16 protein-coding genes and 2 pseudogenes are annotated in these 20,264 nt (G+C 62.9%); 9 read left to right on the forward strand and 9 right to left on the reverse strand.

The genetic code is table 11. The features are described 5' to 3' along the window. The first annotated feature begins 216 nt into the window (after positions 1–216). Together ACQKPZ_RS10365 and ACQKPZ_RS10370 are read left to right on the forward strand one after the other, a co-directional pair. Positions 217–1,152: an ABC transporter substrate-binding protein gene (locus ACQKPZ_RS10365; protein WP_391136849.1), complete on the forward strand. Its 936-nt coding sequence runs from the start codon at positions 217–219 to the stop codon at positions 1,150–1,152. A gap of 139 nt (positions 1,153–1,291) precedes the next feature. Beyond that, the gene (locus ACQKPZ_RS10370) at positions 1,292–2,599 is read left to right on the forward strand and encodes an LLM class flavin-dependent oxidoreductase (protein WP_427537472.1); all 1,308 of its coding nucleotides are present in this window, start codon (positions 1,292–1,294) and stop codon (positions 2,597–2,599) included. Here ACQKPZ_RS10370 and ACQKPZ_RS10375 read toward each other — a convergent pair. Beyond that, positions 2,593–3,783, reverse strand: a complete 1,191-nt coding sequence (locus tag ACQKPZ_RS10375) for a type II secretion system F family protein (protein ID WP_427537475.1) — start codon at positions 3,781–3,783, stop codon at positions 2,593–2,595. The genes ACQKPZ_RS10370 and ACQKPZ_RS10375 overlap by 7 nt on opposite strands. Positions 3,784–3,794: 11 nt before the next feature. Beyond that, a complete protein-coding gene (gene gspG / locus ACQKPZ_RS10380; protein ID WP_403195765.1) occupies positions 3,795–4,220 on the reverse strand; it encodes a type II secretion system major pseudopilin GspG in 426 nt (141 codons plus the stop codon). Positions 4,221–4,405: 185 nt separating this feature from the next. Between gspG and ACQKPZ_RS10385 the strand changes: the two genes are divergently transcribed. From ACQKPZ_RS10385 to ACQKPZ_RS10400, 4 genes are all read left to right on the forward strand, one after another. Next, positions 4,406–4,999, forward strand: coding sequence for a lytic transglycosylase domain-containing protein (locus ACQKPZ_RS10385; protein WP_391136837.1), 594 nt, complete (start codon positions 4,406–4,408; stop codon positions 4,997–4,999). Between the two features lie 236 nt (positions 5,000–5,235). Then, positions 5,236–6,696: a sensor histidine kinase gene (locus tag ACQKPZ_RS10390; RefSeq protein ID WP_427537478.1), complete on the forward strand. Its 1,461-nt coding sequence runs from the start codon at positions 5,236–5,238 to the stop codon at positions 6,694–6,696. A gap of 288 nt (positions 6,697–6,984) precedes the next feature. Beyond that, on the forward strand, positions 6,985–8,478 hold the full coding sequence (locus ACQKPZ_RS10395) for a sensor histidine kinase (RefSeq protein WP_427537481.1): 1,494 nt from the start codon (positions 6,985–6,987) through the stop codon (positions 8,476–8,478). Next, a complete protein-coding gene (locus ACQKPZ_RS10400) occupies positions 8,447–9,874 on the forward strand; it encodes a sigma-54-dependent transcriptional regulator (RefSeq protein ID WP_391136828.1) in 1,428 nt (475 codons plus the stop codon). The genes ACQKPZ_RS10395 and ACQKPZ_RS10400 overlap by 32 nt, the downstream gene beginning before the upstream one ends. 149 nt (positions 9,875–10,023) lie before the next feature. On the opposite strand, the gene ACQKPZ_RS10405 is transcribed toward ACQKPZ_RS10400, so the two are convergent. The 3 genes from ACQKPZ_RS10405 to ACQKPZ_RS10415 form a co-directional block, all read right to left on the reverse strand. Beyond that, positions 10,024–10,326, reverse strand: a complete 303-nt coding sequence (locus ACQKPZ_RS10405; RefSeq protein ID WP_427537484.1) for a hypothetical protein — start codon at positions 10,324–10,326, stop codon at positions 10,024–10,026. An 84-nt stretch (positions 10,327–10,410) separates the two neighbouring features. Then, on the reverse strand, positions 10,411–11,763 hold the full coding sequence (locus ACQKPZ_RS10410) for a GntP family permease (protein ID WP_028698893.1): 1,353 nt from the start codon (positions 11,761–11,763) through the stop codon (positions 10,411–10,413). Between the two features lie 111 nt (positions 11,764–11,874). Next, positions 11,875–12,414 carry a gluconokinase gene (locus tag ACQKPZ_RS10415; protein ID WP_391136822.1) on the reverse strand — a complete coding sequence of 180 codons (540 nt, stop codon included), beginning with the start codon at positions 12,412–12,414 and terminating at the stop codon, positions 11,875–11,877. Positions 12,415–12,621: 207 nt separating this feature from the next. Between ACQKPZ_RS10415 and ACQKPZ_RS10420 the strand changes: the two genes are divergently transcribed. From ACQKPZ_RS10420 to ACQKPZ_RS10430, 3 genes and pseudogenes are all read left to right on the forward strand, one after another. Next, a complete protein-coding gene (locus ACQKPZ_RS10420; RefSeq protein ID WP_427537487.1) occupies positions 12,622–13,641 on the forward strand; it encodes a LacI family DNA-binding transcriptional regulator in 1,020 nt (339 codons plus the stop codon). Between the two features lie 236 nt (positions 13,642–13,877). Beyond that, positions 13,878–14,555 (forward strand): annotated as a pseudogene (locus ACQKPZ_RS10425) (PAS domain-containing protein); the annotation flags it as partial. 111 nt (positions 14,556–14,666) lie between these two features. Next, positions 14,667–15,092: pseudogene (locus ACQKPZ_RS10430) on the forward strand (methyl-accepting chemotaxis protein); the annotation flags it as partial. Here the strand turns inward: ACQKPZ_RS10430 and ACQKPZ_RS10435 are convergent. The 4 genes from ACQKPZ_RS10435 to cobM form a co-directional block, all read right to left on the reverse strand. Then, a complete protein-coding gene (locus ACQKPZ_RS10435; RefSeq protein WP_427537490.1) occupies positions 15,067–18,333 on the reverse strand; it encodes a transporter substrate-binding domain-containing protein in 3,267 nt (1,088 codons plus the stop codon). The pseudogene ACQKPZ_RS10430 and the gene ACQKPZ_RS10435 sit on opposite strands and share 26 nt — an antisense overlap. A gap of 13 nt (positions 18,334–18,346) precedes the next feature. After that, positions 18,347–18,961 (reverse strand): response regulator, encoded by a 615-nt coding sequence (locus ACQKPZ_RS10440; RefSeq protein ID WP_391136813.1) that lies wholly within the window; start codon positions 18,959–18,961, stop codon positions 18,347–18,349. Positions 18,962–19,180: 219 nt separating this feature from the next. After that, positions 19,181–19,423 carry a DUF1272 domain-containing protein gene (locus ACQKPZ_RS10445; protein ID WP_427537493.1) on the reverse strand — a complete coding sequence of 81 codons (243 nt, stop codon included), beginning with the start codon at positions 19,421–19,423 and terminating at the stop codon, positions 19,181–19,183. A 66-nt stretch (positions 19,424–19,489) separates the two neighbouring features. Continuing rightward, positions 19,490–20,242, reverse strand: a complete 753-nt coding sequence (gene cobM, locus ACQKPZ_RS10450; protein WP_427537496.1) for a precorrin-4 C(11)-methyltransferase — start codon at positions 20,240–20,242, stop codon at positions 19,490–19,492. Positions 20,243–20,264 lie beyond the last annotated feature (22 nt).

Here is a 20,264-nt window from a genome sequence, read left to right on the forward strand (position 1 = left end):
GCAAATAATGCATTTACAGATGGGCTGATCTGATTTGAAATAGGCAGCGGTCAAAGCATTAGGTTATGCCCAAAACGAATTTCACGGCGCTGTTATTAAACGATAACTTATAAGCAGGCCTCTGGTTATATTCAAAGTGAATATGCCATTCCCATTCCCACGAGACCGCACGCGCGGATCGGCCTGATGTACCCGTTACGGTACGTGGAGACGAACGTGCGATACCTCAAGCAATTGGCCGCCGGTGTGCTGGCCAGCTCTCTCAGCCTGGCTGCTGCCGCACAAACCTTGGTGGTTGGCGACCAGAGCTTCAATGCCCGTGCCGTGATGGAGGCAGCCGGCGTGCTCGATGACCTGCCATACACCCTGGAATGGAAGCAATTTACGGCCGGCTCGCCAGTTGCCGAGGCGCTGAACGTGGGCAGCCTGGACATCGGCCTGCTGGGCGATGCGCCGCCTTTGTTCCTGGGCGCTCTGGGTGCGCCGATCAAGGTGATTGCGGTCAGCCGGCAGAACCTGGATGGCGTGGCCATCCTGGCGCGCAAGGACTCGAACATTCACAGCCTCGAAGACCTGCGCGGCAAACGTGCAGCGATCTGGAAGGGCTCGTGGAGCCAACAGTTGCTGTTCAGCGCGCTGGACAAGGCCGCCGTGCCACGTGATGCGCTGGAGCTGCGTTACCTCAGCGCGCTGGACGCCTCTCATGCCCTGGACGGTGGTTCGGTCGATGTGATTGCCACCTGGGAGCCCTATGTCACCCAGCAGGAGCGCCAAGGGGCGCGGGTGCTGGCCACGGCTGAAGGGTTGATCCCGGCACAGAGTTTCGTGGTGGCCAATGCCAAGGCGGTGGAGGCCAAACGGGCGCAGATCAGTGATTTTCTACAGCGTCTGAAAAAAGCCCGCGACTGGACCCTGAGCGACCCGGCCCATACCGCGGCCTATGCCGACGCGTGGGCCAAGCGCACCCGTGCCGATGCTGACATTGCCCGTGCCTGGTTTGCCAGGGCGCGTACCGATCTGGCACCGCTGAACCCGCAGGTGATCGTGGATGCGCAGAAGACCGTGGACTTCTTTGCCGGGTTGGGGCTGATCAAGGCCTACCCGGCGGCGAGCCTGTTCGATACCTCGTTCTCGGTGGCATTCGAGCATTAAGTTCCCCTGTACCGGCCTCTTCGCGGGCAAGCCCGCTCCCACAGGCGTTGCGCAATGCTCAAGCGCTCTGCGGTACCTGTGGGAGCGGGCAAGCCCGCGAAGAGGCCGGTACAGACAACAGCCTTTTTGAGGAATGACCATGACCACCCGCAAGATCAAACTCGGCGCCCTGACCATGGGCTGTGGCGGCCCGGGCCGGCACAACCTGTGGCTCGATCCGGAGCTGCCCGCCGATGCCAGCGTCAACATCGACTGGTACATCGACATCGCCCGCCAGGCCGAAGCCGCGTTGTTCGACCTGATGTTCATTGTCGACAGCCAGTACATCACCCCCGGTTCGCCATCGCATTACCTCAACCGCCTGGAGCCGCTGACCCTGCTCTCGGCACTGGCCGTAACCACGCGCCATATCGGCCTGGTCGGCACCCTGACCACGTCGTACAACGAACCCTTCAACGTTGCCCGCCGCCTGGCCTCGCTGGACCTGATCAGCAAGGGGCGCGCCGGCTGGAACGTGGTCACCAGCGGCGACGCTGGCACCGCCGGCAACTATGGCCGTGACGAGCACTATGACTACGACACCCGTTATGCCCGTGCCCAGGAGCACGTGGCGGTGGTGCAGGGCCTGTGGCAGTCCTATGAGGACGGCGCGTTCCCGCGCAATCGTGCCACCGGGCAATTCCTTGACCCAGGCCGGATGCATGCCTTGAACCACAAGGGCGAGCACTTCTCGGTGGTAGGGCCGTTGAACATCCAGCGCTCGCCACAGGGCCAGCCGGTCATCTTCCAGGCCGGTGACTCGCAGCAGGGGCGTGAGCTGGGGGCAGCCACCGCGGATGTGATCTTCACCCACGCTGCCAGCATCGAGCAGGGCCAGGCGTTCTACCGCGATGTGAAAGCGCGCGCCGAGCGGCTGGGGCGCGACCCGGAGCAACTGCTGGTGTTGCCCGGGGCCGAGATTTACGTGGGCGACACTGACGAACACGCCCGTGAGATCGAGCGCCATTACCACCAGCAGGACCACAGCTTTGAACTGGCGCTCAAGGAGTTCGGGCGCAACTTCGGCTGGCACGACTTCAGCCAGTACGACCTCGATGCACCGTTCCCCCAGGAAAGCCTGGAGCATGCCCGCAGCAGCTTCTTCACCAACGCCAAGCGCATTGCCGACCAAGCCCGGGAGCAGGGCTTGAGCCTGCGCCAGACGGTGGAGTTCGGGCGCAAGCTACGCCCGGGCGCCTTCGTCGGCTCGGCCGAGACGGTCGCGGCAAAAATGGCCGAATGGTTCGAGGCGCGGGCGCTGGACGGCTTCAACATCTACATCGGCCACCCCGGGCAGTTCCGCCGGTTTACCCAGGAGGTGGTGCCGCTGCTGCAGGCGCGTGGGGTATACCGCACAGCCTATGAAGGCACCACGTTGCGCGAAAGCCTGGGCCTGGCGATTCAGTGAATGCTTGAAGCCAGTTCGAAGATCGGCATGTACATCAGGATGACGATCAGGCCGATCAGCAGGCCGATAAAGGTCATCAGCAGCGGCTCGAACAGCTTGACGAACCATTCTACCCAGCGGCCGATTTCCTGGTCATGGAAGTCGGCGCAGCGCTCCAGCATCTCGCCCAGGTTGCCGGACTGTTCGCCGGCCCGCAGCAGGCGCAGCGACACCGGCGTAACCAGGTGCCCCACCTCGAGTGCATCGGACAGCGGCAGCCCTTCGCCCACCCGTTGGCTGGCCTGTTCCAGGCCTTGGGCCGCTGCGCTGCCAAGCAGGCCGCGAGCCATGCCCATGGCGGTGAGGATGGGAATGCCGCCTTGCAGCAGGATGCCCAGCGAGCGATAGAAACGCGCCAGCTCGTACATCATCAAGCGTTGGTGCAGCGCCGGCAGGCGGCGCAACTGGCACGAGGCCCAGCGCCGCACGCGGGGATGGCGGCGCAGCAGCCACAGCGCCGTGACCCCACCGGCCGTGCCCAGCGCCAGCGGCAGTTGCTGGGCGTGCAGGAACAGGCCGATCTGCATGAGCATGCGTGACAGCCAAGGCAGCTCGGTACCCATGCCCTCGAACACCTGGCTGAAACGCGGCACCACATAGCCGAGCAGGAACAGCACCACCCCACCCCCCACCAGCAACAGCAGCAACGGGTAGACCGAGGCCCCCACCAACTTCTGCCGTACCAGGTCCAGGCGCTGGCGGTAGCTGATGTAGCGGGCGAGGGCGTCGCCCAGGGCACCAGTGCGTTCGCTGGACTGCACCAGCGCCACATACAGCGGAGGGAAAACCCGGGGTTGCTGGCCCAGTGCCTGTGACAGCGAACGGCCTTCGTACAGTTGGCGCACCAGCTCGGCCAGCACCTTGCGGGTGGCAGATGCGGGGGCTTTTTCGGCCAGGCTTTCCAGTGCATCGATCAACGGCAGGCCAGCATTGAGCAGGGTCGACAGTTCCTGGCTGAACAGCACCAGGTCAAACACCGCCTCACGGCGCCAGGCCATGCCGCGCAGGGCGCTGCCATTGCCGCGCAGGCTGAGCACCCGCAGGCCCTGGTCCTCGGCCTGGCGGCGAGCGTGGTCGGCGTCCTCGGCGTCGATCTGCAACTGCACCACGCCCTGTCTGCCCAGGGCCTTTAGGCTGTAACGCATGGCTGCTCTCCTTACTGCCAACTGGTGACTTCGGCGTTTTCCCCGTCACCACCGGGCTGGCCGTCCTTGCCCATCGACAGCAGGTCGTACTCACCGCCGTTTTCGCCGGGTTGCCGGTAGATGTACGGGCGGCCCCACGGGTCCTGCGGCACCGCCTTCTGCAGGTAGGGGCCGGTCCAGCGTGGCTCGCCACTGGGGGCGACAACCAGGGCTTGCAGGCCTTGCTCACTGTTGGGGTAGTGGCCGACTTCCAGCCGGTATAAATCCAGGGCCTTGCTCAAGCCTTCTATCTGCGCCCGTGCCACCTTGGCCTCGGAGCGGCCGAGCTGGCTGAAGTACTTGGGCGCGACGATGCCGGCCAACAGGCCGAGTACCACCAGTACCACCAGGAGTTCGAGCAGGGTGAAGCCACGTTGCGGGTTGGTTCTGCGCTGCATGGTGAAGCCCTCCACGCCATGGGGACATGCGTTGACAGGCACCATGCAACAGCCGTGCACGTCTGCCTCGGGGCCTTGCACCATGCGGCACTGGAAGCGGCACAGTGCTTGCGTCGTGGTCAAAACCCTCGGGTTTTCCGGGGCATTTCCCCCACATCGGGGGCCACGACGAAGAGGCGACCGACATGCGTGGACTCATCCTTGGCTTGATCTGGCTGGCGGCAGGTACTGCCCAGGCCGATGTGTACATTTCCATCGATGCCAAGGGCGGCTACGTACTGACCAACGTCCACCGACCCGGGCGCCACTATGAAAAGGTGATCAACGAGCCGCTGGCCCAGGCTGGCCCGGCCAATGCGCAGATGATCACGGGCCGCCCCTATGCCGAAGTGGTTGCCACGGCGGCACGCATCCACAACGTACCCCCGGCGTTGTTGCATGCGCTGATCAAGGCAGAATCCGGCTACAACCCCAAGGCCCGTTCGCCGGCAGGCGCGGTGGGGTTGATGCAACTGATGCCCGATACCGCCCGCGAGATGGGCGTTGAAGACCGCCTGGACCCGGAAGACAACGTGCAGGGCGGGGCACGCTACTTGAAACGCATGCTCACCCTGTTCGACAACGACATCACCCTGGCGGTGGCGGCTTACAATGCAGGGCCGGATGCCGTCATGCGGCGCGGCGCGGTGCCGCCGTTTGCCGAGACCCGGCGCTACGTGCCTGCGGTGCTGCGCGAGTACCGCAAATTGCAGGGGTTGGCAGATGATTCGCCTTTCTAGAACCGTCTTGCACAGAATCTTGAAGTTGGCGCGATCCCTGTGGGAGCGGGCAAGCCCGCGAAGCAGGCGACGCGATGGATGGCACCGGCTGCGCCGGTGTTCGCGGGCTTGCCCGCTCCCACAGGCATCGCATGAGGCCCAGAAATTACCCTTCGGCGGATGCCATTAATTTAGCACTATGGTTTCCCCAACTCTGGGCTATAACTTTTTGAAGGTGCCCAGATGTGGAGTCCGCCATGGACATCGCCCCTCGTTCCGACGCTCTCGAAGTGCCTGCCGGTAACGAGCTGGCTGCCCCGCGCAAGCCGTTCAACCTTTTACGCTGGTACGCCTGGGTAAGCCTGGCCATCATCCTGTCGGTGGCTGCAGGGCTGGGGCTGATTTCCAGTCGTTTCATCATCGATGAGAGCGTGGAGCGCGATGCCTTGCTCACCGCGCAATTCATCACCTCCATCGCCGATGCCGAAGTACGCCATGTGTCGATCCCCAACGTGCGTACCATGGGCGAGTTGCTTGATCCGCGCACCGATCGCAGCAACCTGCCCGATGTCGACCCGGATGCCCGGCGCAAGGCGCGTGGTGAGTTCCTTGACCATATCGCCCACTTGCCAGACATGCTGCTGGCCAACATCTATGCCCCGGACCGCACGGTGATCTGGTCCAGCAACCCGGCGCTGATCGGCAAGCTGATCGAGGGCGATGACGACCTGGACCGGGCTTTCGAGTACAAGATGCGGGTGTCTGCCAGCTACCACAACTTCGAACAGGCCCGTTCCGAGCAGAAGTTCGTCACCCCGCCCGAGCAGCTGTTCATCGAAAACTACATTCCGCTGTTCGATGCCGATGGCGAGCACGTGACGGCGATGGTCGAGATCTACAAGGAACCCCATGACCTGATCGTGCGCATCGAGCATGGCCTGATCCTGATCTGGCTGGCGATCACCGTCGGCGCCGCGCTGGTCTACGTCGGCCTGTACGGCATCATGCACCGCGCTGCGCGGTTGCTGGCGGTGCAGCAGAAGCGGCTGATCAACAATGAAACTTATGTGGCGTTGGGCGAGGTGTCATCGGCGGTGGCTCACAGCCTGCGCAATCCGTTGGCCAGCATCCGTTCCAGTGCCGAGCTGGCCCAGGCGTTCGACGAAGGCCCGGCGCAGCGCAATGTCAACGACATCATCGGCCAGGTCGACCGCATGTCGCAGTGGATCCGCCAGATGCTGCAGTCGTTGCGGCCGCTCAATGATGAAGCGGTGGCGGTGGACTTGCCGCAGGCCCTGCAAGAAAGCCTGCAAGCCTACGCGGTACCGCTGGCACGCGGTGGGGTCAGCCTGGACCTGCAACCGTTACCGGCGGTACAGGTAGTGGGGCACCCGGCGTTACTGCGGCAGATTTTCAGCAGCTTGATCGCCAATGCCCTGGAATCGATGGAGCAGGGCGGACGGCTGCGTGTCGAGGTGGTACGGCAGGACCGACGAAACCTGACACTGCGTCTGTCCGACAATGGCAAAGGCATGAACGAAGCGCAGCAGCGCATGGCCTTCCGGCCGTTCTTCACCACCAAACAGGGTGGGCTGGGGGTGGGGTTGGTGCTGGTGAAGCGCATCATGGAACGCTTCGGCGGCTCGGTCAGGCTCAGTAGCACAGAGGGCCATGGTACGCGCGTGTCGTTGTGTTTCCGCTTGGCCAAGACCTCCTGATAGCTATTAAGAAATGCTTATAAGTTGTTGATTTAAGTGTATTTACATGTTTTTGGGTGAAAATTACCCAAGTGTGGGGGTTTTCCCTACAGACTGGATTAATAATATGTTGTAAGTAATTGATAAATAACCATTTATATTTTTGTGGTCAGGTTCTTGCTATGTGATTTGCAGAGCGCAACACGCGACAAAAGGCAGCTTCGGCTGCCCAGGCGGGGTGCTATCAACGGGCTGCTGCTGTTGGCCTTGAGGCATCACCGAACGGACGGCCTGTGCGGGAATCACGCGATGCAGATGCTGGAAGACGAAGTTCGCGAAAAGCCCGGTGCGACCCCCAGCGGTCTGGCCGTGCCATTGCGTGAGTTCAACCTGCTGCGCTGGTTTTCGGTCATAAGCCTGCTGATCATCACCGCAGTGGCGGGTGGGCTGGGTTATGTGTCAACGCGCTTCGTGGTACGTGACAGCGTGCAGCGCGATGCCATGCTGACCGCGCAATTCATCCAGGCCATGGCCCAGGCCGAGGTCCGCCATTCACAGTTACCGCCGGGCACCACCATGGGCGAGTTGCTGGACCCGCGCCTGGACCTTCAGCATTTGCAGTTCACCCCGGCGCTGGCCGAGTCGACCCGGATCGAGTTTCTCGACCATGTCGAGCACCTGCCAGACACCTTGCTGGCCAATGTCTATGCTCGCGATCGCACCATCGTCTGGTCCACCAACGTGGAACTGATCGGCAAGCGAATAGAAGCCGATGGCGACCTGGATCGCGCCTTCCGCTCGCGCAAGGCGGTGTCGGCCAGCTACCACAAGGCCGCTGAAGACCGTGAAGAGCAGAAGTTCCTGCGTGAACCGCGCTACCTGTTCATTGAAAACTACATTCCGCTGTTCGACAGCCAGGGCGAGCAGGTAATGGCCATGGTAGAAATCTACAAGGAGCCGCAGGACCTGATACGGCGTATCCAGCGCGGCTATGTGCTGATCTGGGCCTCGACCCTGGTGGGTGGCGCACTGATCTACTTCGGGTTGTTCTGGATCGTGCGCCGGGCAGCGCAGATGCTGCACCTGCAGCAGGACCGCCTGGTGGCCAGTGAAACCTACGTGGCGCTGGGCGAGATGTCGTCGGCAGTGGCGCACAGCCTGCGCAACCCGTTGGCCAACATCCGCTCCAGCGCCGAACTGGCCCAGGAAATTGCCAACCCTGCGGCGCAGAAGAACATCACCGACATCATCAGCCAGGTGGACCGCATGTCGCGCTGGGTGCGCGACTTGCTGGTGTCATTGCGCCCGGCCAGCGACGAGGCCGAGGCCGTGGACCTGGTGGCGGCCATCGAAGACACCCACCTGGCGTTCGTCCAGCAGATCGAACGCAGTGGTGTGCGCTTCCATTTCGAGGGGCCCGATGTGCAGTGGGTGGCCAGCCAGCCGCTGCAGCTCACACAGATTCTCAACAGCCTGTTCTCCAATGCCCTGGAGGCCATGCCTACAGGCGGCATGCTGACTGCCCAGGTGAATGTGCGCGAAGGCCATCGTGCCGAGTTCGTGCTCACCGACACAGGCAAAGGCATGAGCCAGCAGCAGGAGCGGATGGTGTTCAAGCCGTTCTACACCACCAAGCAGGGCGGCCTTGGCGTAGGCCTGGTCCTGGTCAAACGCATCATGGAACGTTTTGGCGGCTCGGTCAGTTTGAGCAGCCGCGAAGAGGAAGGAACCCGCGTCAGCCTTACATTCAACATCGCAGCGGGAGGGGACCATGGAGCAGAGCATCCTGGTAGTCGAGGATGATGAAATCCTTGCCGACAACATTCGCACCTACCTCAGCCTCAAGGGTTATGAGGTCAGCGTGTGCCACAGTGCAGAACTGGCGCTGGAACAGATCAAGCGGGCCCAGCCTGACGCGGTGCTGACCGACAACTCGTTGCCGGGCATGAGCGGGCATGACCTGCTGCGTACCCTGGTGGCGCAGGCGCCGGACTTGAAAGTGATCATGATGACCGGCTACGGCAACGTCGAGGATGCCGTGCAGGCCATGAAGGAGGGCGCCTTTCATTACCTGACCAAGCCGGTGGTGCTGGCCGAGCTCAAGTTGACCCTGGACAAGGCCCTGGCTGCCGAGCGCATGGAGCGTACGTTGTCGTTCTACCAGGAGCGCGAGGCGCAGAAGTCCGGGTTGCAGGCATTGATCGGCGAGTCGCCGGCGATGCTCACCCTCAAGCACACCCTGCGCCAGGTGCTGGATGCCGAACGGCGCATGGCCAGCGACGACCTGCCACCGGTACTGGTCGAGGGCGAGACCGGCACCGGCAAGGAGCTGGTGGCCCGCGCCCTGCATTTTGACGGTTTGCGCAGCAAGGGGCCGTTCATCGAGTTCAACTGCGCTTCGATACCCGCCAACCTGCTGGAGGCTGAGCTGTTCGGCCATGAGAAGGGCGCCTTTACCGATGCCAAGGAGCGCCGGGTGGGCCTGGTGGAGGCGGCCGATGGCGGCACCTTGTTCCTCGACGAGATCGGCGAGATGGACCTGGTGTTGCAGGCCAAGTTGCTCAAGCTGCTGGAAGACCGCAGCATCCGCCGCATAGGCGCGGTGAAGGAGCGCAAGGTCGACCTGCGGGTGATCAGCGCCACCAACTGCAACCTGGAGCAGATGGTGCAGCAGGGCAAGTTCCGCCGCGACCTGTTCTTCCGCCTGCGCATCATTGCCCTCAAAGTACCGCGCCTGTATGCACGTGGGCAGGATGTGCTGCTGTTGGCACGGCACTTCCTGGCCCACCATGGCCGGCGCTATGGCAAGCCGAACCTGCGTTTTTCTGCCGAGGCCGAGAGCCTGATGCTGGGTTACAGCTGGCCGGGCAATGTCCGTGAACTGCGCAACATGCTGGAGCAGACCGTGCTGCTGGCCCCGAACGAGGTGGTGCAGGCGCACCAGCTGAACCTGTGCATGACCTTGGTGGACGAGCCGCTGGTGGCTCAGCCCTCGGCGACTGTATATGAAATGCCGCGGCATGAACCGGAACCGGGTACCAGCTTGCCGGACATGGAGCGCGACCTGGTGTGCAAGACCCTGGACCGTACGGACTGGAATGTGACCAAGTCGGCGCGGATGCTGGGGTTGTCGCGTGACATGCTGCGCTATCGGATCGAAAAGCTGGGGCTGACCCGGCCCGACAAGCGTCAGTGGTAAAGCAAGCACAGTTTTGCTTTTTGTAGGAGCGGCCTTGTGTCGCGATAGGGCTGCGCAGCAGCCCCAGCAATATCAACATCAGGCTGAAATCCTGGGGCCGCGCTGCGGCCCTTTCGCGACACAAGGCCGCTCCTACAGGGGGCGCGTACTCAGGGGTTACCTGTACTTGTGCCGCTATTGCGCTGAGGGCTCACACCCTCTTTGCCACTTCCATCCATCCCCGGCAAATCACGGTCGTCATTCTGCTCCGCCGGCGGGCTGTCCGGATCATTACCCTTGATGCGCGTATCTGTATCCCGTGGCATGGGCTTTTCGATCGGGTTGAGCGTGCTGTCCACACCCGGCCTTGGCGCCGGGTTGTGCGGGTCGTCAGGGTAGGTGGGGTCGGTGCCGACTGCGAGGGCCAGCGGCGAGGTGAGCAGGGCAATCAGCAGGATGCTTGGTCGGGTCATGGCAGGCTCCTTTGCGTCGGGTAGGGCGCGTACTTGCGTTTGGCCCCACCCGAAAGCTCAAGGTGCCATCACCCCGATCAACGGTTACACCACCAGCGACAGCAGCATGATGAAGATGATGCCGACCACTGACAGAATGGTCTCCATCATGCTCCAGGTCTTGAAGGTTTCCGCTACGGTCATGTTGAAGTACTGCTTCACCAGCCAGAAGCCGGCGTCGTTCACATGCGACAGGATCAACGAGCCGGCACCGGTGGCCAGCACCAGCAGCTCGCGGTTTACCCCCGGCACCAGGTCGATGACCGGGGCGACAATGCCTGCACCGGTAATGGTAGCGACCGTGGCGGAGCCGGTGGCGATGCGGATCACCGCCGCCACCAGCCAGGCCAGCATGATGGGCGAGATCTCTGCCTGCACGGCCATCTGGCCGATCACGTTGCCCACACCGGTGTCCACCAGCATCTGCTTGAAGCCGCCGCCGGCACCCACGATAAGCACGATGGCGGCGGTGGGGGCCAGGCTCTGGTCAAGCATCTTCATGATCTGCTGGCGGTTGAAGCCGCGGGCCGAACCAAAGGTATAGAACGCCAGCAACAGGGCCGCGAGCAGGGCGGTGATGGGGTGGCCGATCAGGTCCATCCACTGGCGCACGATGTGTTCGGCCGGCAGCACCACGTCGGCGAAGGTTTTCAGCAGCATCAGCGCTACAGGCAGCAGCACGGTGATCAGGGTGATGCTGAAGCTTGGCAGGTTGCCTTGGTCGGACTCCTTGGCGATCTGGTCCATCAGTTCCTGGGACGGGTTGCCCGGGATATAGCGGGAAATGAAGTTACCGAACAGCGGGCCGGCGATGATCGCGGTGGGCAGGGCCACGATCAGGCCGTAGAAGATGGTCTTGCCGATGTCGGCATGGAAGATGCCGATTGCCAGCAGCGGGCCCGGGTGCGGGGGCACCAGGCCATGAACCACGGAAAGGCCGGCCAGCAGGGGTATGCCGATCTTGACCAGCGAAACGCCGGAGCGCCGGGCGACAATGAACACCAGCGGAATCAGCAGCACAAAGCCGATTTCGAAGAACAGCGGGATGCCCACCAGGAAGGCGGCGAACATCATGGCCCAGTGCACGTTCTTCTTGCCGAAGGCGCGAATGAGGGTTTGTGCGATCTGGTCGGCCCCTCCGGAGTCGGCCATCAGTTTGCCGAGCATGGTGCCCAGGGCCAGCACGATGCCGACGAAACCAAGCACGCCACCAAAACCGTCCTGGAACGATTTCATGACCTTGGCCACCGGCATGCCGGAGGTCAGGCCCAGGAAGCCGGCCGCGAGGGTGAGGGCGACGAAGGGGTGCACTTTGAAGTGGGTGATCAGCAGGATCAGCCCGACGATGGTAACCAGCGCGTCGAGCAGCAGGAAGGTATCAGTAGCCAGTCCGAACATGGTTTGAAGGCCTCGGTCTTATCGTTGTTTTGGGCGTAGCTTTTTGGAACTTTTGCCCGCGTTTGCGGGTCGGGGTAGCGCTGTCTTTGGTGAGCCGGAAAAGCCGCCGGGTCAGGCGGTTTGCGCCAGGCCCGGCTCACCGCAGCGCTTTAGCCAGCGGTCTACCGCTTCGGCCAGCACGTCGACGGGCAGGGTGGCGTCCAGTGGCAAGGTCAGTGGCTCGCCGGTTGGCGACTCCAGGGCCGCGAACTGGCTGTCGATCAGGCTGGCCGGCATGAAGTGCCCGGGCCGGGCCCGCACGCGCTTTTCTGCCTCGGCGGGCGAAAGCTCAAGGAACACGAACACCAGCCCAGGCATGGCATCGCGCAGGGTGTCGCGGTAGCGGCGCTTGAGTGCCGAACAGGTCAGGATCGGGCGCTCCCCAGCCTGGGTGGTGGCCTGCAGCTCTTCGCCGAGGCGTACCAGCCAGCCGGCACGGTCGCCGTCGTCCAGCGCAATGCCAGCGCTCATCTTGCGGATGTTTTCGGCAGGGTGAAAAGCGTCGCCTTCGATCAGGCGGCCGCCGCTTCTGGCAGCGATGGCGGCGCCGATGCAGCTTTTGCCGCAACCAGCCACGCCCATCACCACGATCGCGGACAGGGGAGAATTCATCAGTACCTCCTGCGGGGTGAGATAGCGCTGTCTCGTCGCCGACGAACAGCCACCTCCCCGGTGTTATTGGTCTTGTCCTTACGCAGTATGGACGCTTGGTGGCGAGCGCGTGCTGGCTGCTACCAAAGATTACATTGCCTGCGTCCTGAGACAGCGCTACCTTAGTGGCCGTTCCCCATCCTTGCAAGTAGTAAAATTACAACATCCATGTCCCGCACCGGCTCCCGCACTACAGGTCGTCCCACCCTGGCAGAAGTTGCCAGGCTTTCCGGGGTTTCCCCAATCACTGCTTCGCGTGCCTTGCGCGGGGTCAGCACGGTTGCGCCGGACCTGGTCGAAAAGGTTGTCGCTGCTGCGGCGAGCCTGGGCTACGTGGCCAACCCGGCCGCCCGCGCCCTGGCCTCTGCCCGCAGCCAGTCGGTGGTGGTGTTGATACCGTCGCTGTCCAACCAGTTGTTCATCGACACCCTGGAAGCCATTCACGAGGTCATGCGCCCGCGTGGGCTGGAAGTGTTGATCGGCAACTATCACTACGACCTTGCCGAAGAAGAAAACCTGATTCGCAATTACCTGGCCTACCAGCCCTGCGGCATGCTGTTGACCGGTTTCGAGCGCAGCGATGCGGCGCGGCAGATGCTGGCCGCCAGTGGTGTGCCTTGTGTTCACATGATGGAACTCAATGGCGAGGCTGGGGCATTGTCCGTCGGTTTTTCGCAGCAGCAGGCCGGGCGCGCTGCTGCCCGGCACCTGATCGAGCGCGGGCGCAAGCGCCTGGCGTTCATTGCCGCGCAGCTTGACCCACGCGTGATGCAGCGCGCCGAAGGCTTCCGCCAGGCGCTGGCCGAGGCAGGCATGCAGGCCACCGAACTGGAGGTGCTGACGCCAGAGCCGTCGTCCATCGCCTTGGGCAGCGCACTGTTCAGCCAGTTGTTGCAACAGGCGCCAGATGTCGACGGTATCTTCTTCTGCAACGACGACCTTGCCCAGGGCGCGGTGCTGCAGGCGTTGCGCCAAGGGGTGGAAGTGCCCCGGCAGGTGGCGATGGTCGGTTTCAACGACTTGCCGGCTTCGGCGCACATGGTGCCGCGGCTGACCTCGATTCGCACGCCACGGGCCGCAGTCGGGCGTGGGGCAGCGCAAGCGTTGTTGGCATTGCTTGATGGCAAGCGGGTGCCGAACGCGCAGCAAGACCTGGGGTTTGAATTGATGGTGCGGGAAAGTTCCTGAGCACAAGGCTGCGCATGCAGTGACAGTTCGGGTTCATGAAAATGTAGTAATCCCAAAGTGATAGCACTGTGCTTGCACGGCGCCAACGGCGATCTATGCTCAGGACACCGCGCATAAAGGAGCCCGGCGTCATGTTCGACTTCCATCGCAAGGCCGATTTGGTAGAAATCCAGCGTAGTCACCAAGCTCTGGCCAGCACACAAGCCAAAATGGCAGCGATCAGCCGTTCGATGGCGATGATCGAGTTCACCCCGGATGGCACCATCCTCGATGCCAATGAGCGTTTCTGCCAGGCCATGGGTTATAGCGCTGACGAACTGCGTGGCAAGCACCACCGGATGTTCTGCGAACCGGCTTACGCGCAAAGTGCCGAGTATCAACAACTATGGCGCGAACTGGGCCAGGGCAAAGCCATCAGCGGTACGTTCGAACGCCTCGACAAAACCGGCCGCGAGGTCTGGTTGGAGGCCAGTTACATGCCGGTGCTGGACGAGCAGCGCCAGGTCACCAGCGTGATCAAGGTGGCCTCCGACATCAGCCAGCGGGTGATGCAGGAGCATGAGAGCGAGAGCCTGCTCAAGGCCATCGGCCGTTCCATGGCGGTTATCGAGTTCACCCCGCAAGGCCGGGTGATCAAGGCGAACCAGAACTTCCTCGATACCATGGGTTATCGCCTGGAAGAGGTTGTGGGCCGCCATCATGGGTTGTTCTGCCTGCCGCATGAGCGTGAGTCGGCCGAGTACCGTGAGTTCTGGGCGTCGCTCAATCGCGGCGAATACCACTCGCACCGTTTCGAGCGCATCAACAAGCAGGGCCAGATGGTCTATCTGGAGGCTTCCTACAACCCCATCTTCGACAGCAAGGGCCGTTTGCACAAGGTGGTGAAATTCGCCAGCGACATTACCCGCCAGGTCTGCACCCAGCAGAGTGCCGCCGACGCCGCCCATGCCAGCTCCATGCAGACCGATGCTTGCGCACGCAAGGGAACCGAGGTAGTGCAGCAGGCAGTACAGGTGATCGAGCAGATATCCCAGGAACTGAACGACGCGGCGCGCAGTATCGATGCGGTAAGCAAACAGTCAGATGTGATCGGGCAGATCGTGCTGACCATTCGCGGCATCGCCGACCAGACCAACCTGCTGGCCCTGAACGCGGCCATCGAGGCGGCCCGTGCCGGTGACCACGGGCGTGGGTTTGCCGTGGTGGCCGACGAAGTACGTAACCTGGCTGCGCGCACCAGCAAGGCCACGCTGGAAATCGTCGATGTGGTGCGGCAGAACCACGACCTTTCGCTGCTGGCCGTGGCCAGCATGCAGTCAAGCCTGACCCGTACCGGTCATGGGGTTGCGCTGGCCAATGAGGCCGGCACGGTGATCATGGAAATCCAGCAGGGTTCACGTCACGTCGTGGATGCCATCAGCCAGATCAGTTCGACCCTGCAATTGCACTGAGGGCATCACTCAGTTCGTTCAGCAACGTTTGCAGGCTGGCTTGCAGCTGCGCGCGTTGCTGAACCGTCGGCAGCCCCTGCGCGTGAGCTGCTTCAATGGCTTCGCAATGCCTGACCACCGTGCGCACCCGGATCATCTTCGCCCCGCCCTTGATGCGGTGGGCCAGGTTGCGCACGGTTTCGTCAGGGGCTTCTGGCGCCAATGCGCGCAACGCGGCCAGGTCCTCAGCAACGCTGATTGACAGCTGCTCCAGCAAGTGCCGCGTCAGTTGTTCATCGTCCTGGGTCAGGTGGCGCAATTCGGCCAGGTTGAAACTGCTGCTGCGCGGGGGTTGCACGTGCGTGCCGGCTTGCGGCAAGTGTGCCTTGAGCGTGCGCAAGCCGATAGGCTTGAACAGGCATTCGTCCATGCCGCTGGCCAGGCAGCGGGCGCGCTCTTCGGCTTGGGCATTGGCTGTCACGCCGAGTATCTGGCATGTCGGCAGGCCGTTTTCGGCTTCAAGGCTGCGGATGCGCCGGGTCAGCTCATGGCCATCCATGACCGGCATGCTGCAATCGGTGATCACCAGGTCGAAGCGCGTTGCCTGCCAGCGTTCCAGCGCGACCTGGCCGTTTTCTGCCAGGGTTACGTGATGCCCCAGGGAGTGCAGTTGCCTTTCCAGCAACAGCAGGTTGGCAGGGTAGTCGTCGACCACCAGGATACTCAGTGGGCCACCGCTGCTTTCAGCTACCGGAACAGGTGGCTCTGCCGGCGCTGGCGCCGGGCAGGCTGGCAACTGCAGGCTGACTTGTACCTTGGTGCCGACGCCTTCCACGCTCTGCAGGCTCAAGCTGCCATCCATCAGCTCGGCGAGGGTACGGCTGATGACCAGGCCCAGGCCAGCCCCTTGGCGTGCCCGTGGGCCGTCGGCCTGAACGAAGGCGTTGAACAGCCGCGCCTGATCGGCGGGGCTGATACCGATGCCGGTGTCACGCACAGACAGTTCGATGGTCAGCTTCTCGTGCGAATTGGCTGGAGGCAGCAGCAAGCTGGCCTGAACCTCGCCGCGGTCAGTGAACTTGATGGCGTTGCTGATCAGGTTGGACAGGATCTGCTTCAGCCGCACCGGGTCTGCCAGCACCCAGACCGGCTCGCCAGGCAGCTCACCGTGCAGATGCAAGCCTTTGGCCCGGGCGTTGCCTTCGAACACGCGCAGCGTGGCGCGTAGCAGCTCGACCAGGTTGGTAGGAACCGGCTGCAAGGTAATGTGCCCAGACTCGATACGGGAAATATCGAGAATGTCGCCAATCAGTTCGAGCAGGCCGATGGCCGAATCGTGGGCGGTCTGCAAGGTCTGGGTGTCGTAGCGGCCGCTGCGGCTGTCTTCCAGCGCCAGCTCCAGCAGGCCGATCACGGCATTCATCGGGGTGCGGATCTCGTGGCTCATGGTGGCCAGGAAGGTGCTTTTGGTCTGGCTGGCCTGTTCGGCGTCGTCCTTGGCCTGGCGCAATTGTTCGAGCAGGCCGCGGCTCAGGGCCAGTTGCGCTTGCAACGCGTGCTGGGCCTCGGTGCGCTGGTTGATCAGCTTGCGCAGGTAGCTGTTCCAGAACACCACGCCCGCCAGCAGCAGGGCCGATAGCACCAGCACCTGCAACGCCAGGGTGCGGTAGTCACGCCATGGGCTGTCGCTGACCAACGTGCTGGTGCGCCAGCGATTGATCAGCTGGTTCAGCTCTTCGGGTGGGATGCTCAGCAGCGCCTTGTCGAGGATGGCCTGCAGCTGCGGCTGGTCCGCAGCCACGGCAAACGCGGCAATGGCCGGGTCGTCATCCAGCACGCTGGCGATGCGCAAGCGGCCTTTGAATACATGGTTGATGTAATAGTCGGCATTGATGTGGCTACCCAGTGCAACATCGGCAGCCCCACCGGCCACGGCTTCCATCAGCCCGAGCGGGTTGTCCACTTCGACCAGCCGCGCCTGCGGATAGCGTTGTTGCAGCAGCGCCCGCTGCGGTGAGCCGCGTACCAGGGCAATGCGCTGGCCATCCAGGGCCTTGGTTTGTGCGGGGTAAGTGCTGTCGCTACGGGTTACCAGTACCCGAGGGCTGACCAGGTAGGGGCGGGTATAGCGCAATTGTTTCGAGCGATCGGCGCCGTAGCCCAGGGCGCCGATCATGTGTGCATCACCACGGGCCAGGCGCTTGACCATCGCCTGCGCCGAATCGCTTTCGAGCGGCCGGAACTGCAACCCGGTGCGCAGCGAAATCTGTTTCAGCAAGTCCAGTGTGATCCCGGTTGGGCGGTGTTCGCCGTCGTTGAACGTCAATGGCGCCAGCGATGTGTTGACCAATACGTCGATGCTGGGGTGGGCCGCGATCCAGGCTTCTTCTTCCTGGCTCAAGGCGGTGATGTGGCGCTGCAGCAGAAGGCTGGTGTTGCCACTGCTCCAGCGGCGCAGGATATTCAGGCGCTCACTTTCGGTGATGCGGGCCAGCGCCTGATTGACCAGGCGATGCAAGCGAGGGTTGTCACTGGCCAGGGCAAAGGCGAACGCGCCAGCCGGCACCTGGCAGAAGTGATCGATTTTCAGCGTGCCCTGGTAGCTTTTGCCAATCGTGAAATCGGTGCTGATGGCGTCGCCCAGGTAGGCATCGGCTTCACCCAGGTCGACGGCAGCCAACCCGGCAAGGGTTGAGCGGTACAGGCTTAACTGCGCTTTGGGGTACAAGTTGCGCACGGCGCTGGCCGGCAGGTAATGATCGACCATGGCCAGGCGCAGGCCGGCGAGGTCGGGTGTGTTTTTCAGGCTGGCGCCCTCGCGGGTGACGATCACCGGCAGGTCTTCGGCATACGGGGTGCTCAGGTCGAGCTGGGCATCTGCCGCCTCGAACGCATTGGAGCTGCCCAGCAGGTCGATACTGCCTTCGCGCAACGCGGCGATGGCCTCGTGGCGGCTGTCAAATCGGCGTACCTCGACACTTATGCCCAGCTGCTCGGCGATGATGCCCGCGTAGTCTGCGCTAATGCCTTCGTATTCCTGTTGGCTGACGTTGATTTCAAACGGTGGATAGTCGGGGCGCGAACTGCCTAGCACCAGGTGTTGGCGTTTTTGCAGCCAGTGCCGGTCTTCGCTGGACAGCTCCAGGGGTGGGGCGGCGCTGATAGAGCGGGCCAGCAACTGCCGAGGTTCGCTGCTGGCCAGCAGCGTGGTAGCGCCTGCCAGGCCGGCGGCAAAAAGGATATACGCCAGCAGGCGCTTCATGGCGGCCGAGGGCTCAGTAGACGCTGTTGCGTTTGGCCAGGTCGACCATCTCGACCAGTGATTCGGTCTTGAGCTTCTCCATGATGCGGCCCCGGTAGGTACTGATGGTTTTGGCACTGAGGTTCATGCAGGTGCCGATGTTCTTGTTGTTCTCGCCGCGCGCCAGGCGCCGCAGCACTTCCATTTCCCGGTTCGACAGGCTGGCCAGGCGCACGGGTTCGCTTTCCAGCGAGTTGCTGTTGACCGACATCTGCGGGAAGGTGGAATAGCCTTTCACCAAGGCTTTGAGGGCAAACAGCACCGCATCGTAGTCTTCATCCTTGGTGACGAAAGCACCGATGCCGGCATCCAGGCAACGCCGTACGTACAGGTCGGTGGCCTGGCCGGTCAGCACCATGATCTTTGGCACCGGTTCCAGGCATTGCAAGCGCTTGATGACCTCCATGCCATCCAGGCCGGGCAGGCCGATGTCGAGAATGACCACATCCGGACGCAGGTCGCGGGCCACTTGCGCCACTTCGCTGCCATTGCCGACTTCGCCGACGACATGGAAGCGCTCGCGCTCGAGCAGCATGCGCATGGACAGCCGGACGATGGGGTGGTCGTCGACGATAAGCACGGTTGTCATGAGGAAAACTCCTGTCGGGATGTGGTCCGCTTCCTGGAACACTCAGGAATACGTCTGCAAGGGGGTTAATCGGAAGCGCTGCACGATACGACCAATCCTGAGGTTTGGTAATGCCGAGTATAGAAGTGTTGATAATTCGCGCGCCTGCCGTCGAAAATTCCTACAAGCATTGGGAAAGGCATCACCGCTGACCAAGCGGTAATGCCTGATTTTGAGGGGTTAGGCGCAGGCTGCGTGTGGTTTGCTCACACGTTGGCTGGAGGCAGGGTTGTTGGCCAGCGCCTGGCCAACCCGTGTCGGGCGGGCCATCAGCTGGCCGGAGCAGTTCGGGCAACGCCCCTGAAAGCGGGTTTCGGCGCAGGTGCGGCAGAACGTGCATTCAAAGGAGCAGATCAGCGCATCGGGGCTGTCGCCCGGCAGGTCGGTATTGCAGCACTCGCAATTGGGGCGTAATTCCAGCATGGCCATGACTCCTGTTTGCAGGCGGGAACCCGGAGTCTGCTACGGCTGTGGCAATGCTGGCAATGCTCAGTCGCCAGGGCGATACAGGTGGGCGTGCCCGGCGCGGTACAAGGCCGATTCGGCGAACGGGGTATCGCCCATCACGTGGCCTACCAGGATCAGCGCCGTGCGGCGGAAGTCTTTGGCAGCGACACGTTCGACAATATTGCCGAGGGTGCCGCGCACCCAGTCCTGGTCTGGCCAGGTGGCGCGGTGCACTACAGCCACCGGGCATTGCGCGCCGTAGTGCGGCAGCAGTTCTTCGACAATGCGTGCAAGGTGCTTGACCCCCAGGTGTATTGCCAAGGTGCTGCCATGGCGCGCCAGGTCACCCAGTTGCTCGCCGGGCGGCATGGGCGAACTGTCGCCATAGCGGGTGAGGATCACCGTCTGGGCTACCTGCGGCAGGGTCAGTTCGCAGCCGAGCAGGGCGGCGCTGGCCGCTGTGGCGGTGACCCCGGGAATGATCTGGTAATCGATACCCAGTGCTTGCAAGTGACGGATCTGCTCACCGATGGCGCCATACAGGCTGGGGTCGCCGCTGTGTACCCGGGCCACGTCCTGGCCTTGTTCATGTGCGCAGCGCATGGCGGCGATGATCTGTTCCAGGTGCAGTTCGGCACTGTTGATCACGGTCTGGGCCTGGTGGCCTTCGAGCACGGCGGCAGGTACTAGTGAGCCGGCATAGATGATCACCGGGCATTGGCGGATCAGCCGTTGGCCCTTGACCGTGATCAGTTCCGGGTCGCCGGGGCCGGCGCCGATGAAGTAGACCGTCATGGATAGTCCTTGCAGGAAAAAG

It is taken from the genome of Pseudomonas sp. NPDC089547, assembly GCF_050280665.1.
Taxonomy (GTDB): domain Bacteria; phylum Pseudomonadota; class Gammaproteobacteria; order Pseudomonadales; family Pseudomonadaceae; genus Aquipseudomonas.

What these genes read in the sequence shown, in the direction of transcription:
- ACQKPZ_RS10390 (WP_427537478.1), top strand. Translation starts at nt 5,236, where the DNA reads ATGGACATCGCCCCTCGTTCCGACGCTCTCGAAGTGCCTGCCGGTAAC.
- ACQKPZ_RS10435 (WP_427537490.1), bottom strand. Translation starts at nt 18,333, where the DNA reads ATGAAGCGCCTGCTGGCGTATATCCTTTTTGCCGCCGGCCTGGCAGGC.
- cobM (WP_427537496.1), bottom strand. Translation starts at nt 20,242, where the DNA reads ATGACGGTCTACTTCATCGGCGCCGGCCCCGGCGACCCGGAACTGATC.
- ACQKPZ_RS10385 (WP_391136837.1), top strand. Translation starts at nt 4,406, where the DNA reads ATGCGTGGACTCATCCTTGGCTTGATCTGGCTGGCGGCAGGTACTGCC.
- ACQKPZ_RS10405 (WP_427537484.1), bottom strand. Translation starts at nt 10,326, where the DNA reads ATGACCCGACCAAGCATCCTGCTGATTGCCCTGCTCACCTCGCCGCTG.
- ACQKPZ_RS10420 (WP_427537487.1), top strand. Translation starts at nt 12,622, where the DNA reads ATGTCCCGCACCGGCTCCCGCACTACAGGTCGTCCCACCCTGGCAGAA.
- gspG (WP_403195765.1), bottom strand. Translation starts at nt 4,220, where the DNA reads ATGCAGCGCAGAACCAACCCGCAACGTGGCTTCACCCTGCTCGAACTC.
- ACQKPZ_RS10400 (WP_391136828.1), top strand. Translation starts at nt 8,447, where the DNA reads ATGGAGCAGAGCATCCTGGTAGTCGAGGATGATGAAATCCTTGCCGAC.
- ACQKPZ_RS10415 (WP_391136822.1), bottom strand. Translation starts at nt 12,414, where the DNA reads ATGAATTCTCCCCTGTCCGCGATCGTGGTGATGGGCGTGGCTGGTTGC.
- ACQKPZ_RS10440 (WP_391136813.1), bottom strand. Translation starts at nt 18,961, where the DNA reads ATGACAACCGTGCTTATCGTCGACGACCACCCCATCGTCCGGCTGTCC.
- ACQKPZ_RS10370 (WP_427537472.1), top strand. Translation starts at nt 1,292, where the DNA reads ATGACCACCCGCAAGATCAAACTCGGCGCCCTGACCATGGGCTGTGGC.
- ACQKPZ_RS10445 (WP_427537493.1), bottom strand. Translation starts at nt 19,423, where the DNA reads ATGCTGGAATTACGCCCCAATTGCGAGTGCTGCAATACCGACCTGCCG.
- ACQKPZ_RS10410 (WP_028698893.1), bottom strand. Translation starts at nt 11,763, where the DNA reads ATGTTCGGACTGGCTACTGATACCTTCCTGCTGCTCGACGCGCTGGTT.
- ACQKPZ_RS10375 (WP_427537475.1), bottom strand. Translation starts at nt 3,783, where the DNA reads ATGCGTTACAGCCTAAAGGCCCTGGGCAGACAGGGCGTGGTGCAGTTG.
- ACQKPZ_RS10395 (WP_427537481.1), top strand. Translation starts at nt 6,985, where the DNA reads ATGCAGATGCTGGAAGACGAAGTTCGCGAAAAGCCCGGTGCGACCCCC.